General features: G+C 72.0%; 13 protein-coding genes and 1 pseudogene. 10 read left to right on the top strand and 4 right to left on the bottom strand.

Annotated elements, in window-relative coordinates; genetic code table 11:
• The 9 genes and pseudogenes from HYV93_11365 to HYV93_11325 all read left to right on the top strand — a co-directional run.
• Window positions 1-285, top strand: a 285-nt coding sequence (locus HYV93_11365) for a TRAP transporter large permease subunit (GenBank protein MBI2526575.1), incomplete at its 5' end; no start/stop codon positions are given.
• Window positions 286-297: 12 nt separating this feature from the next.
• On the top strand, window positions 298-2,445 hold the full coding sequence (locus HYV93_11360; protein MBI2526574.1) for an AAA family ATPase: 2,148 nt from the start codon (window positions 298-300) through the stop codon (window positions 2,443-2,445).
• A 31-nt stretch (window positions 2,446-2,476) separates the two neighbouring features.
• A pseudogene (locus HYV93_11355) lies at window positions 2,477-3,046 on the top strand (DsbA family protein).
• Window positions 3,047-3,080: 34 nt separating this feature from the next.
• Window positions 3,081-3,368 carry a hypothetical protein gene (locus tag HYV93_11350; protein ID MBI2526573.1) on the top strand — a complete coding sequence of 96 codons (288 nt, stop codon included), beginning with the start codon at window positions 3,081-3,083 and terminating at the stop codon, window positions 3,366-3,368.
• 286 nt (window positions 3,369-3,654) lie between these two features.
• Window positions 3,655-4,719, top strand: coding sequence for a hypothetical protein (locus HYV93_11345; protein MBI2526572.1), 1,065 nt, complete (start codon window positions 3,655-3,657; stop codon window positions 4,717-4,719).
• Window positions 4,720-4,986: 267 nt separating this feature from the next.
• A complete protein-coding gene (locus HYV93_11340; protein MBI2526571.1) occupies window positions 4,987-5,271 on the top strand; it encodes an RNA-binding protein in 285 nt (94 codons plus the stop codon).
• A 13-nt stretch (window positions 5,272-5,284) separates the two neighbouring features.
• Entirely contained in the window at window positions 5,285-5,500 is a 216-nt protein-coding gene (locus tag HYV93_11335; GenBank protein MBI2526570.1) for a hypothetical protein, read from the top strand.
• Window positions 5,501-5,704 (top strand): 30S ribosomal protein S21, encoded by a 204-nt coding sequence (locus HYV93_11330; GenBank protein ID MBI2526569.1) that lies wholly within the window; start codon window positions 5,501-5,503, stop codon window positions 5,702-5,704. It begins immediately after the preceding gene.
• A gap of 429 nt (window positions 5,705-6,133) precedes the next feature.
• Window positions 6,134-7,030 (top strand): hypothetical protein, encoded by an 897-nt coding sequence (locus HYV93_11325; protein ID MBI2526568.1) that lies wholly within the window; start codon window positions 6,134-6,136, stop codon window positions 7,028-7,030.
• Window positions 7,031-7,059: 29 nt separating this feature from the next.
• On the opposite strand, the gene HYV93_11320 is transcribed toward HYV93_11325, so the two are convergent.
• Window positions 7,060-8,010: a (Fe-S)-binding protein gene (locus tag HYV93_11320; protein ID MBI2526567.1), complete on the bottom strand. Its 951-nt coding sequence runs from the start codon at window positions 8,008-8,010 to the stop codon at window positions 7,060-7,062.
• Between the two features lie 83 nt (window positions 8,011-8,093).
• On the opposite strand from HYV93_11320, the gene HYV93_11315 reads away from it, so the two are divergent.
• Entirely contained in the window at window positions 8,094-8,621 is a 528-nt protein-coding gene (locus HYV93_11315; GenBank protein ID MBI2526566.1) for a DUF1285 domain-containing protein, read from the top strand.
• 41 nt (window positions 8,622-8,662) lie between these two features.
• Here the strand turns inward: HYV93_11315 and HYV93_11310 are convergent, their stop codons facing one another.
• From HYV93_11310 to HYV93_11300, 3 genes are all read right to left on the bottom strand, one after another.
• Window positions 8,663-9,052 carry a hypothetical protein gene (locus tag HYV93_11310; protein MBI2526565.1) on the bottom strand — a complete coding sequence of 130 codons (390 nt, stop codon included), beginning with the start codon at window positions 9,050-9,052 and terminating at the stop codon, window positions 8,663-8,665.
• Between the two features lie 16 nt (window positions 9,053-9,068).
• Complete coding sequence (locus HYV93_11305; protein MBI2526564.1) at window positions 9,069-10,292, bottom strand: GGDEF domain-containing protein; 1,224 nt, start codon at window positions 10,290-10,292, stop codon at window positions 9,069-9,071.
• A gap of 216 nt (window positions 10,293-10,508) precedes the next feature.
• Entirely contained in the window at window positions 10,509-12,872 is a 2,364-nt protein-coding gene (locus HYV93_11300) for a hypothetical protein (protein MBI2526563.1), read from the bottom strand.
• Window positions 12,873-13,132 lie beyond the last annotated feature (260 nt).

Below are 13,132 nucleotides of genomic sequence, written 5' to 3'. Positions count from 1 at the left end.
TTCTCGCTCATGATCATCATGCTCCCCTTCGTCCTGCCCATGATCCGCGCCTCCGGCTTCGACCAGGTGTGGTTCGGCGTGTTCATGACGGTGCTGCTCCAGGCCGGGCTCCTGAGCCCACCCGTCGGCCTCAACCTCTTCGTCATCCAGGGGGTCACCGGGACTGAGCTGTCCGAGGTCATCTGGGGGAGCATGCCGTTCCTCCTGGTCATGCTGGGTGTGGCGGTCGTGCTCGTCATGTTCCCACCGCTGGCGCTCTGGCTGCCGGCCCACTGGATCGGCTGAGGGAGCGGGGGAGTGAGCGAGAAGGTGGTGCTCGCGAGCGGGCCGGCGGGGCTGGTCACGGTGGTTGGCCCGGACGAGCCCGAGGCTCGGGGCGGCGCCGCGGTGGCGCTGGCGCCTGCCGATCTGGCCCGGCTGGGGGTACCGATGGGCCGGGTGGTCCTGGTCCACGGCCGTCGCACGACGGCCGCGCGGCTGCTCCGCACCGCCGTCCAGGACGGAAGCGAGGGGACAGTCCGGCTCTCCCGCTGCGTCCGCCGCAACGCGGCGGTCGCCGCGGGGGACCGCGTGCGGGTCGCCCCCGTGGACGCCGCCGACGCCGTGCGCCTCCGCGTGAGCGTCGACGGGGCCCTCGTGAACGGTGGTGGCGCGGCGCTGTGCCGCGACCTGGCGGGGGAGCCGGTGATCGCCGGTGACTGGATCGAGTGGGCGCCCGCCGGGCGTCCTGCGACCGTCCTCGTGGTGCGCGAGACGGAGCCCCCGGGGCCCGTCGTCGTGCAATCGACCACGGCGCTCGAGGTGGAGCCCGCACCCGGCCGCACGGTCGGGATCGCCGATGTCGGCGGGCTCGGGCGCGAGATCGGGCGGCTCCGCGAGGTCGTCGGGATCCCGCTCCGCCACCCGGAGCTCTTCGAGCGGCTCGGGCTCGACCCGCCGCGCGGCGTGCTCCTCTGGGGCCCGCCCGGCTGCGGCAAGACCCTCCTGGCCCGCGCGCTCGCCGCCGAGCTCGGCGCCCACCTCATCCCGGTGAATGGGCCCGAGATCGTCCACAAGTACTACGGCGAGAGCGAGGCCCATCTCCGCGACGTCTTCGCCGAGGCAAGGGCCCAGGCCCCGGCCCTGATCTTCTTCGACGAGATCGACGCCATCGCGCCCGAGCGCGAGGACGTCGAAGGGCAGGTGGAGCGGCGGGTGGTGGCCCAGCTCATGACGTTGATGGACGGCCTCGGGCCGCAGAGCCGGGTGGTGGTCGTGGCCGCGACCAATATCCCCGACGCCGTGGACCCGGCGCTCCGCCGCCCCGGCCGCTTCGACCTGGAGATCGCCATCGGTCCGCCCGACGCCGCGGGGCGTCTCGAGATCCTCAGCGCCCTCACCCGCCGGACGGCACTGGCTCCCGACGTGGATCTCGCCCGGATCGCCGAGCGAACGCACGGCTTCGTGGGCGCGGACCTGGCCGGGCTGTGCCGCGAGGCCGCCCTGCGGGTGCTCAGCGAGACGCTCGAGACGGCTGGCCTCGACCCCACGCCGCTCGAGGTCCGGCAAGCGGACCTGCTGGCGGCTTGCGACGTGGCGCGCCCGGCGGCCATGCGTCCCCTCGCCGTGGGCATCGCCCCGGCGCGCTGGGAGGATGTCGGCGGCCTGGGCGAGGCCAAGGCGCGCCTGCGCGAGGCCGTGCAGTGGCGTGTCCGCCACCCGGAGCTCTGCCGCCACTACGGGGTTCGGCTGCCACAGGGGATCCTGCTCGTCGGCCCGGCCGGGAGCGGGAAGACGCTCCTCGCGCGGGCCGCCGCCACCGAGAGCGGGCTCCCCGTCTTTGCCACGAGCGGGGCCGCGCTCCTCTCGAAGTGGGTCGGCGACACCGAGCGCGCGATCCGCGACCTCTTTCGGCGCGCACGCCAGGCCGCCCCCTCGCTGGTCCTCCTCGACGAGCTCGACGCCCTCGCGGCCGCCCGGGGCGCGCCTGGCGAGTCGCGGGTGGGCGACCGCGCCGTGGCCCAGCTCCTCGCGGAGCTCGAGGGTCTGGCCGGCGCCAGCCCGGTGGTCGTGATCGGAGCCACGAGCCGGCCCGACCTGCTCGACCCGGCACTGTTCGGGGCGCGGCGCCTCGAGGACGTCATCGAGCTCGGCCCTCTCTCGCGCGACGATGCGCTCGACGTCTTCGACGTGCACCTCCGGGGTCTCCCGCTGGCGCCGGACGTGGACCGGCAGGTGCTGGCCGACCTCACCCCGGGCTGGGTCGGCGGCGAGCTCGCGGGCCTGTGCCAGCGGGCGGCGACGGCGGCGCTCCGCGAGACCCTGACGGCGGGGAGCGCGCCCGGGCCCATCGTGGCACGGCACTTCCGCGCCGCTCTCGAAGCCTCGGCCCCGGCGGTCGAGCGACGGCGGCGCACGAGTCGCGTTCCCGCGTCAGCGGAAGCAGAGCATGGGCAGCCCGGTTGAGGTGACGGTGTGGAGCGATCTCCTGTGACCGTACTGCTACACGGCGGCGGTCCGCCTCCGCCGGCTCGCCGAGGAATTCGGGACCAGTGTGCGGCTCCTCTGGCGCGCGTTCCCGATCCTCCCCGAGCCGAGACCCGCCCGCTTGCCGGACGCGCACACGCGCGAGGCCTGGCAGCGCGCCCAGGAGCTCGGCGAGGGCGCGCGCTTCACCGCGTGGCCGGACACGGTGCCGCTCCCGGCGTGGAGCTTGCCCGCGCTCGAGGCCGCGTGCTGGGTAGAGGCGACGGCGCCCGGGAGGGCGGCGGCGGTCCGCCTGGCGCTGCTCGAGGCGCATTTCGAACGGGGCGTGGACATCGCCGACCCCGAGGCGCTCGCGACGGCCATCGCACCGCTCGGCCTGGATGGGGAGGCTCTCCGCGAGGCGCTCGCCAGCGGGAGGTACCGTGCGGTTGTCGTCGAGCAGTACCAGGCGGCGCGCAAGGCGGGGGTCGACGCCGTGCCCACCGTCCTGCTGAGCGACGGGCGCGGGCGGGTGCGCGTCGTCGGCGAGGTGCCCTACGCTCAGTACCGGCGCCTCGTCCGCTGGTTTCTCTCGACCTGACGGCCGGCCGGTCCGGCCCTGAAGGAGGACAGTCATGACACACACGATTCGGGTTCTGAGCCCGGTCGGCGAGTCCCGGATCCGGGCGATCCCGGCCCCGCCCTTGCCGAGCCTCGAAGGCAAGACCATTGGGTTCATCGACAACCGCAAGACCAACTTCGACCACCTGGTCCGCATGCTCGGCGAGGCCCTCACGGAGCGGCACGGCGTGGCGCACATCATCCACCGGCAGAAGGCGCATGCCGCCGTGCCGGCACCACCCGAGGTGCTCGCCGAGATGGCGCGCACCTGCGACCTCGTCATCACCGGCTCCGGAGACTGAGGCTCCTGCACGTCGTGGAGTCTCCACGACGCCGTCGAGATCATCCGGGCCGGCGTTCCGGCCGCGCTGATCACCACCAGCGCCTTCCGGGGCCTGGCCGAGTCGGAACGGGCGACGAAGGGGGTCCCGGAGCTGCCGCTCATCGTGATCGACCATCCGCTCGGCGGGGTGGCGCTCGACACGGTGGCCAAGCGCGCGCTCCAGACGCTTCACGCCCTGGAGGCCGCCGCCGGCACCCGGCCGCTCCGGCCCGTGCAGCCGGCATGAGCGGGGGGAGGAGCGCCTGATGACCACCGAGATGCAGCTCACCGCCCAGAGCGTCGAGCTCCCGGACAGCCCCGAGGCGGTCGACGCCTACTTCATCGAGCAGCAGTGGTCCGACGGGCTGCCAGTGGTCCCACCCACCGAGGCGCGCGTCCACGCCATGCTCGCCAGAGCGGGCCGCGATCCGCAGGAGAGCCTGGGTGACATGCCGCCCGCCTGGCGGGCGGCCACGCTGGAGAAGCTCGCGATCAACGCCGTCATGGCCGGCTGCCTGCCCGACTACTTCCCCGTGATCCTGGCGGCGGTCGAGGCCATGCTGGACCCGGCGTTCAACCTCTACGGGGTGCAGGCGACCACGCATCCCGTGGCGCCGCTCGTCGTCGTGAGCGGCGACTGCGCCCGCCGGATCGGGATGCACGCGGGGTCCGGCTGCCTCGGTCCCGGCAATCGCGCCAACGCCACGATCGGGCGCGCGATCCGGCTGATCCTGCTCAACGTGGGCGGGGCCTGGCCGGGCCACGGTGACATGGCGACCCAGGGGCAGCCCTCGAAGTACTCCTACACCGTCGCCGAGAACGAGGAGGCCACGCCGTGGGAGCCGCTCCGCGTGGCGCTCGGTTTCCGGCCCGAGGACAGCACCGTGACCGTGTTCGGGGGCGAGGGCCCGCACAATGTCAACGACCACGTCTCGAGCACGGCGACCGGGATCCTGACCAACTGCTGCAGCGTGATGACGACGCTCGGCACCAACGTGGGCTGGTACATGTCGCAGAGCCAGGTGCTCCTGCTGCTGGGCCCGGAGCACGCCGACACCGTGGCCAGGAGCGGGTTCGGCCGGCGGGAGGTGCAGGAGTTCTGCTTCACCCAGGCCCGCCGGTCGCTGCGGGAGCTGCGGCTCGGCGGCATGTACGGGATCCACGAGTGGCCGGCGTGGATGAACGCGATCCAGGACGAGGTGGCGCGCCTGCCCATCGTCGCGACCCCCGCGGACATCCTCGTCACGGTGGCGGGTGGGCCGGGCAAGCACTCGGCCGTCGTCCCCAACTGCACGTTCAGCCGCGCGGTCACGCGACGGATCGCCATGTGAAGGGCGCGGCGGAGCCGCGATCCCGGAGCTGGACCCTGGGCTCGCCGCACACGGGGGCGTGACGGAGCGCCCGGGGCGCGCCTGGCCGACACTGACCTCGCCCGAACTGAAGGCGACCCCGCGGCCGCCGATGTGTCATACTGCATGGGTCTGGCCCGGTCGTCGGCTCATCGTGGACCCCCCTCCTCGCCAGACCACGGCTCTGGCGCCCTCTTCCGCGTTCCAGGGCGTGTCGCCGACAGCGGGAGATTCACCCGGAGGTGTCCCATGGCGCACAAACTGTTCATCGGCGGCTTGTCCTTCTCCACGTCCAGCGACCGGCTGCGCGAGGTGTTCACCCAGGCCGGCGGGGTCGAATCGGCCGCAGTCGTGACGGACCGCGACACCGGGCGCTCGCGCGGTTTCGGCTTCGTCGAGATGGCAACGGCCGAGGAGGCCGAGGCGGCGGTCAAGAAGTTCAACGGCCAGGAAGTGGACGGGCGGACCCTGAAGGTCGAGATCGCCAATTCCGCAGGCTCGGGCGGCGGTCGGAGCGGCGGCCGCCGCTTCTAGCCGGGAGCGCGCGATGCAGGTCGTGGCCGTTTCGACCCCGGAGAGCCCGTTCTGGCGCTGGCGGATCGTCAACTACGCGGGGGAGAGTGTCGCGGAGTCCCACGAGACCTTCCCGACGATCGCCGCTGCCGTGGCAGGAGGCGCCAAGCGGCTCATCGAGATGAACGTCGTGGACCGCTCGGAGCCCGTCCGAGCCTACCGGTCCACCTCGCACCTCAGGCGGCGCTGAATGAGAGTCGAGGTCTTCGACAACCAGATCGAGGCTGCGCTCAAGACACTCAAGAAGCACATGCTCAAGGACGGCCTCTTTCAGGAGATGAAGCGCCGCACGCACTACGAGAAGCCGTCGGTCAAGCGAAAGCGCAAGCAGGCCCAGGCGCGGAAGAAGCGACGGCGGGCGCTTCAGCGCGCCGCCCCCCAGGACCGCGACTGATCCTGGCACGTGCCGGCCCAGCGCGGGAGCGCGCCAGCCCCGGCCGCTGATCTCTCCGAGCAGATCTCCACGGCGGGGACCGAGCAGGCAGGGCCCCGTACGCAGATTATGCGGCCTGGCACGGAGCGTGTGCGGCTCCGCGGGAGCCGGCGAAGACTGTGCCGGCCGCTCGGTCAGTCGCAGGGCTCTGCCTGCCAGGATGGCATGCGGTGCCAGCCTGGCAGGCAGAGCCGACCTCCCCGCCGCAGCTCTCGGCACACAAGTGGTTGATCTGGCGCTCTGATCCTCCTGCTCCCCTGATGGCACCCGGGTTGCTCTCCGTGGTGTTCCGTGAGGAAGGAAATCACGGGCGCCGCTGTCGGCTGGAGCCGGTCCATCGCGATTGCTGCACTCGTGGCCCTCACGGGATTGTCTTGGCCCCTGAGCTTCATGGGTGGCTCAGCGTCGGCCGGCGACTACCATGTGGGCGATACGCTGGCCTGCGCCGAATGCCACAGGAACGGCTTCAGGATCTCGCGCCAGGAGATCAATTCCATCTGCCTGTCCTGTCACGCCGGCACCAACGGGGAGGCCCCGGCGGTTGTCGGCGCCGCCCCCGCGGGAGTGCCGCGTCAGGCGGGTGCCCTGGGCGGCGGCCTCTCTCACATCACCGGTCACACGCTGGGGAGCGCGGCCCAAGCGCCGGGAGGAACCTGGGCTCCCGGGAGGGGGGGATTGACTTGCTCCGATTGCCATGCGGCGCACGGCGAGTTGCGCCAGTACCGCAACCTCAGGCTGCGGCCGGGCACGGCCGGGACCGACCGGCGGATCACGTACAGCTCCGGGCCGGTGAACGACCGGACGAGGGACGTGTGGCTGAAGGCGTCGGCCGCGGTGGCCGAGCGCTACGCCGCCCGGCAGGTGGCGTTCAATCAGCCCGATGCCACGAAATCCGCGTACGGGGCCTGGTGTCAGGGCTGCCACACGCTCCGCCACGGAGCGGCGGGATCTGCCAACATGGGCGGGACGCTCGGCGGGGAACTAGGGCGCGGATGGCTGCGCCACCCCACGGTGGGGGTGGGCGTGGGCGCACGGGGAGACCGCCATTCGAGCTTCACCCGCTACGCCTCTCTTTCCAACCGGGTGCCGACGCTGAGTCCCTCGGGCTCCTGGCCCCATCGTGACAATGCGGTGTCCTGCATGTCCTGCCACAAGGGCCATGGGAACCGGAACCCATTCGGGCTCCTCTACATGTCCGGGCAGGGCCAGCTCACCGAGGAGGGCGACACGGGAGGCGGGCACTACACGCATCTCTGCCGGCAGTGCCACTCGCAGGGGCTCTCCTAGCTAGGCGGGCCCCGCGGCTCGCGAGGGGATCAGCGGCGGCCGAAGACCTCGCCGACCACCTGCCGGGCCCGGGCGGGATCCACGTTGTTCGCGCGCTGGCAGGCCGTGGTCTCGGCGAGGACGCGCTCCGGGTCCCGCCAGAGGCGGTACTTCTTGAACCTGTCCTCGAAGTCGATCCCGAGGCCCCGGCCGAACAGCGCGAGGTAGTGCTCGATCGCCACTGGGTGCTCGGCCTCGAAGGGGCAGATGTAGCGCTGGCAGCCGTGGTACATGGTTGCCAGCGTGTCGGCCCCGGCCGCGCGGACCCGATCGATCTCGTCGCGCACCATCTGGTTCCAGGCCTCGGTGCCCATCTCCTCGCGGACGGCCGGGGTGCAGGCCCGGCCCAGGCGCGGATCCGGCTCGTTGTCCACCAGACGGATCCCGGGCACGGCCCGGAGCAGCGTGAGGCCCGCCATCCCTTCGCGCCGGCGCGGCTCGCTGACAGCATGATGGTGGAGGGCGACGCACCTGTTCACGGGTTGCGTGAGGGCGAGCTCCGGCAGCCGCGAGACCAGGAACTCGCTGGCGTGGCGGACGGCGAACGGGAGCGGAATCTGCTGCACCTCGTCGTAGAAATAGATGCAGGAAGGGCACCACATCACGACTTCTTCCGGCTCGTAACGCTCGAGGAGGCGGGCGGTGCGACTGGCCAGCCCTCCCCCCGCCGCCGTATGGCCTTGCTGGTGGTGGACGATGCCGCAGCAGTAGGTAGGGCCGCCGACGGCGAGGTAGTCGAGGCCGAGGCGGTCGAAGATCGCGGTGACCGTGCGCACCATGTGCGAGGTGCGGAAAACGTTGCAGCCGAGATAGAGGATGATCCGGTGGGGCTCGGGCCGGGGCGGAGGCGGAGCGAGGCGCCACCGAGCCTCCTCCGGCATGGTGGTGAGATCCCTGATCACCGCGATCTCGCCGAAGTAACGGCCATAGTCGAACCCCATCTCCGCCCCCTTGCGGGATGCTAGGCCGGGAGGGCCAGGCAAGTCAACCGGCGTGAGAGCCTCCGAGGCCTTCCGCGGACCCCATGCCGCGCCGTCCGGCCCGCGCGCCGCCGGCCAGCGGGATCCCTGCGGGGTACAATCCAGACGGGATGCGGGAGTATCACTACCTCGTCGACCGGGAAGGACGCGTGTTCCACGATGGCACCGAGATCGTCGATGCTGCGGTGCTGGGGTTGTTCCTGCGCGCGATGCGGCGCAGCGACGACGGGCGATATCTCGTCGTGTGCCAGGGGGAAAAGAACTGGTTCGCGCCTCACGACACGCCCTTCGTGGTGCAGCGACTGGGAGTGAGCGCGGAGGCCGGGCGGGCGCGGTGCGTGGAACTGCGGTTCGCGGGCGGCTACACGGAGCCCCTCGAACCGGCCACTCTCGAGACCGAGGGGGACCATCTCTACTGCCGGGTCCGCCAGGGCGCCTTCCGAGCCCGCTTCGGCCGCGTCGCGCTACAGCAGCTCGCCCCGCTCCTGGCCGACGATGGGACCGGACCGGCGCTGCTCCTCGACGGGCGCCGCCATCCCATCCGGGACCTGGGCCGCGCGACGCCGCCCTGACCGCGCCCGGCTGCGGCTGCCCCCTGGGGGATTGCCGCGGGCTACGGCCTCAGGCTGATGGAGCGGTCCACGGACAGGGGCACGGCGAGGAGGGTCCGGCCGCCGTAGGAGAACACCGGGTAGGCCCACTGCACCGTCACCCGGACGCCCTCGGGCGTCTCGGCGACAGCGACGCCGTCCCGAGTCAGGACGGTGCCCGGCCGGCCGGAGGCGGCCAGCAACGCCGAGCGAACGGTGCTGACGAACCGCTGGCGAGCCTCCTGACTCCGCGGGTCGGCGGCGGCCTTGCCCTTCGTGGCCGCATCGGAGGCGATCCAGTCCACCAGGTGAGTGGTCTCGAGGTAGCTCGCCGTCGCGAACGCGGCAGTGTAGGCGAGCGATCCCAGGAAGATGACCACAATCGTCCAGCCGGTCAGGGGGCGGAGTCGCATCTGGATCCTCTCGGGGTCAGCGGGACAGGGGCAATGGATCGGGGGCGTCCCGCGGACTCGGCTCGCGCAGCTCCTCGTGCGGCGCCGGCCCCACGAGCCTGTTCCGTCCGCGCCGCTTGGCCTCGTAGAGCCGGGCGTCGGCGGCGGCCAGCACGAGCGGCACCAGCGGACCGTCGTCCGGCCAGCTGGCGGCGCCGATGCTGAGTGTCACCTGCACGGGCTTCCCCGAGCGGTCGCCTGACGGCCGGATCCTCGAGGCTGCGACCTCGGCCCGGAGCCGCTCCAGCCTGTCCATCACCAGCTCGGCGGAGGTCTCGGGCAGGAGCAGCGCGAACTCGTCCCCGCCGAAGCGAGCCACCATGTCGCTGGGCCGCAGCGACCGCACGAAGATCGCCGCGACAGCGCGCAGGACGGCATCGCCGGTCGCGTGACCGCGGGTGTCGTTGACCTGCTTGAAGTTGTCCACGTCGATGAGGGCCAGCGTGAACGGGCGGCCGTTGCGGCGCGCGCGGCTGGCCTCGGCCTCGAGCCGCTCGTCGAAGGCCCGGCGGCTCGCGGCGCCCGAGAGCAGATCCGTGGTGGAGAGGTGGTGCAGGTTCTTGGCTCGCAGCACGATGAGGGCGCTCACCAGGGCCGCGCCGGCCATGAGGATCAGGCGCATGCCCTGAGTGCTCCAGTCGAACATGCCCAGCTTGAATGGCGCATAGCGGGCATCGTTCAGGTTCCAGCGGGCGGCGGCGTAGACCACGATCGCCCCGTACTGAGCGACAGCCAAGAGGCCGGTAAGGGCGCAGGCCTGCGGGTTGTACCGGAGGCTGGCGCAGCCGATGGCGAGGAAGTAGAGCTCGAAGAGCGTCCCGCTGTTGACCGCGGTGTGGGGCTGATCCAGGAGGAGGAAGGCGGCCAGACCGCAGCTCACGAGGGTGACGTCCGCAGCGCTGCTGGCGGAGCCTTCGAGCCATGGCCGGGGCCGTCGCGAGGCCACGCGGTAGAAGAGGAATGCGACGATCAGCGCCACGACGTTGAGCGGGAGCGTGACCAGCCTGATGTCGGCGGCGGTGCCGGGAACGAGCTGGATGGCGAGCAGGACACACAGGAGAAGGATGCGGACCCGAGCCGCCAGCAATTCGCCGCTCGCGCCCAGGCCCACGAAGATCGGGTCCCGGCTGTCTGCGAGGTTCTCGCGGATCCGGCCGAAGGGACCCCGCCGGACGGCCCTCGCGCCTGGCGCGGCGGCCACGGCGGCTGGCCGCTCGACCCGGCTCCATCCCCTGCCTATCCAGCTCAGAATCTGGCCCCCCCTTTAGGCTCGTTCTCTGGAACCTACAATGCAAACATCGAGCCACGCATGGAGTAATGGAAAATCAGGACGTTGCTGACTCCGGCCTCCCCTGACCCTGACAGGACAAGTCTGCTGGGTGGAGGGAACTGCTACGGTCCTTGTGGGCTCGCGGCCTCAGCGGGGCAAGGCTTCGAGGTAGCGCTTGATGGCCAGGTACTGGCTCTCGCCATCCAGGCCGGCCTCGGCCAGGACCATGTCGCCCTGGCCGCTGCCGAGGTAGTGGCCGCGCTGGAACGGGTGGAGTGTCATGGAACGGCCGAGATCCGAGCAGACCCAGCGGAACATCGTCGGCAAGGTGAAGCCGGTGATGCCCATCGCCTCGCGGGCGCGCTCCTCCGGGAAGATTCGGCGCTGCCTCTCCACGGGGAGCAGTCCGAACAGCTCGGCGCTGGCGACATAGTAGATCCAGGGATCGAGCCCGTCCCGTTCCAGCAGCGGCAGCGCCTGCTGCACGAAGGCATAGGTCACCGCGCTCTCCTGGAGCACCACCGTCCCGCGGCCCTGGCCCCGTGGCCGGCGCAGGAGGTAGACGCCGGCGACGGCCTCCTCGGCGGGCGCGAGCCCGAGCCGGGACCGGTCGAGGACGGGCTCGCTGGGACGGGTCACGAAGGGCGCGATGAACGCCGGACGATGGGCGAGCGCGGCGGCGAGCAGCGGCCAGATCTCGCGGGGATCCCACGGCGTCAGCGTGACCGCCGTGCCCCGGGGGAAGTTCTCCTGGAGGAGCTGGAGCGGCTGCGGGTCGGCGTGAGTCGGGCCGTCCTCCCCCGTCTTGAGCCCGGCATGGGCGCAGACGACGATCATCGGCCGGTACGGGTCGCCCGCCAGCGCCTGTCTGGCCTGGGCGCCGATGGCGTGCAGGCGGGCGGCGATGTGGCTCAGGGGCGCGATGAACGCGCCATAGGAGGAGCCGACGCCCATATGGTGACCGAAGGTGGAGAGACCCGAGAGGATCCCCGACATCCCGTCCTCGCAGATGCCGCCGATCGAGAGGATCCGCGCCGCGGGATTCGTCCGGGCATTCCAGTAGCCCTCCGGGAACCCCGCCCCCGCGGCACTCACGCTCGTGGAGCCGAGGAGATCGGCGGCGGCGACGAGGAGCGCTCCGCCGGAGGCGCGGTTGTAGAGTCCCAGCGCGCGCCCGAGCTCCCCACGAAGCGTCGTGATCGCGCCGGGCTGGAGGGCGAGTTCCGATGGTGTGGCCGGCCCCGTCGAGGCCAGCTCGAAGACGGCCTCCAGCCGCGGCGCGCCGGCCCGGGGGCGGCGGGCCCGCCCGTCCAGGCGCTGGCGTGCGGCCACGAGCCGTGCGGCGAGCGCCTTGACGGCGGGCGCGCTCTGCTCGAGGAGCTTGCGCACGATCTGGAGCGACTCCCAGAAGCACTCCTCGATCACCGCCGAGCTGTCGGGGGCCGCCAGGCAGCGCTGCTTGCCAGCCTCGCAGGTCGGCAGCATCAGCTCCGCTCTCCCGGTGAGCTCCGCCAGCGCCTTGCAGAAGCCGTCAGAGCACATCTTGTGCCCGGCGCCGTGGGAGGCCTTGCCCTCGATCCCGTATCGCCAGCCCTTCAGCGTGCGGTACACGACGGCCGTCGGCTGGCCGTTGTCCATGGCCAGCGCGGCGCGCTGGGCGGCGGCCACCTGGCGGAGGTCCTTCCCGTCGGGGACGGAGATCACGTTCCAGTCGTGGAGCTGGAACAGCTCCGACGGGCTCCACTGCACGTAGTCGCCGGGCCGCCCGTCCTCGCGGCACACGCCGTTCGAGTCGATGGAGGCCTGGTTCCAGTCGAGGTGCATGATCGCGTTGCCGAGCGAGGCGGTGCCGGCCGCGGCGAGGGCCTCGGCGGCGCGCCCGGGCGTGAGCCCCCCTTCGCCCTCGACGATGTGAACGCGCGGGGCATCGGCGCCGAAGTAGTCCATGGCGCCGAAGGCCAGTCCCAGCGAGGAGGCGACGCCAACGCCGGAGGCGCCGGTGGCGAGCCGGATGAACGGCGTGGCCGGGGTCGGGTGCCCGTCGAGGGCCTTGGCGCCGAACGCGGAGGCGAGCGGCGTCCTGACGATGGGGTTGCGGCGGAAGCCCAGCAGGTCCTCGAGGCGGAGGCGGAGCCTCACCTCCCGGGGGAGGAGCTGGGGGGCGGCGATCCGCGCGATCTCGTCCCGGATGGCCCACATGGCGTACAGCCCCATGGCCTTGTGCCCGGCGGCATAGGAGACGATGTCGGCGTCCTCCCGGTCGGGCTGCGCCAGGTCGTAGTCGAGCGCGTCGAAGAGGAGCATGGCGACGATGCGGCCGGATGAGATGGAGCCACCCGGATGCCCCGAGGTGGGCACGTAGTTGTAGAGGAGGGCGCAGAGGGAGCGGTAGACCAGATCGAGGGTCTCGAGGTGGCCGTGCTCCTCCTCCGACAGCGGGCCCGGTCCCGCCGCGAGGGTCTCGCTGACATCCAGGTAAGCTGCGCGCCTCGGTGCGAGCTGCAAGGCCATGGTGTCTCCCCTTTGCATCGATCTTCCGCCCAAGCGCGCCTCGGCGACAAGCGCCGATTCCGATCCGCAGCCCGGCGTGGTTGCCCGCTCCCTGGCGCCCGCCTGGCTGGTGCGAGGGAACTAGCGTGAGTTTACCCCGGAGCTGGTGGGCGCTTCGGGAAACGGGCTGAAATCACGCGCGATTCTCGCCCGAGGAGCGTAGTTACTACGGAGTCGGGAGCAAGTCAAAGCCCACCGCCAGCCGCCGCGCTGGCTCGGGC

Source organism: Candidatus Rokuibacteriota bacterium, from assembly GCA_016188005.1.
GTDB lineage: Bacteria > Methylomirabilota > Methylomirabilia > Rokubacteriales > CSP1-6 > UBA12499.
The sequence above is the reverse complement of the archived record's forward strand: the minus strand, read 5'-3'. Positions and strand labels throughout refer to the sequence as shown.

Bases quoted from the DNA above. Each gene is read 5' to 3' on its own strand.
- HYV93_11315 (MBI2526566.1), top strand. From the start codon at position 8,094: ATGCCGCGCCGTCCGGCCCGCGCGCCGCCGGCCAGCGGGATCCCTGCG.
- HYV93_11335 (MBI2526570.1), top strand. From the start codon at position 5,285: ATGCAGGTCGTGGCCGTTTCGACCCCGGAGAGCCCGTTCTGGCGCTGG.
- HYV93_11345 (MBI2526572.1), top strand. From the start codon at position 3,655: ATGACCACCGAGATGCAGCTCACCGCCCAGAGCGTCGAGCTCCCGGAC.
- HYV93_11325 (MBI2526568.1), top strand. From the start codon at position 6,134: ATGGGTGGCTCAGCGTCGGCCGGCGACTACCATGTGGGCGATACGCTG.
- HYV93_11330 (MBI2526569.1), top strand. From the start codon at position 5,501: ATGAGAGTCGAGGTCTTCGACAACCAGATCGAGGCTGCGCTCAAGACA.
- HYV93_11310 (MBI2526565.1), bottom strand. From the start codon at position 9,052: ATGCGACTCCGCCCCCTGACCGGCTGGACGATTGTGGTCATCTTCCTG.
- HYV93_11350 (MBI2526573.1), top strand. From the start codon at position 3,081: ATGACACACACGATTCGGGTTCTGAGCCCGGTCGGCGAGTCCCGGATC.
- HYV93_11340 (MBI2526571.1), top strand. From the start codon at position 4,987: ATGGCGCACAAACTGTTCATCGGCGGCTTGTCCTTCTCCACGTCCAGC.
- HYV93_11320 (MBI2526567.1), bottom strand. From the start codon at position 8,010: ATGGGGTTCGACTATGGCCGTTACTTCGGCGAGATCGCGGTGATCAGG.
- HYV93_11300 (MBI2526563.1), bottom strand. From the start codon at position 12,872: ATGGCCTTGCAGCTCGCACCGAGGCGCGCAGCTTACCTGGATGTCAGC.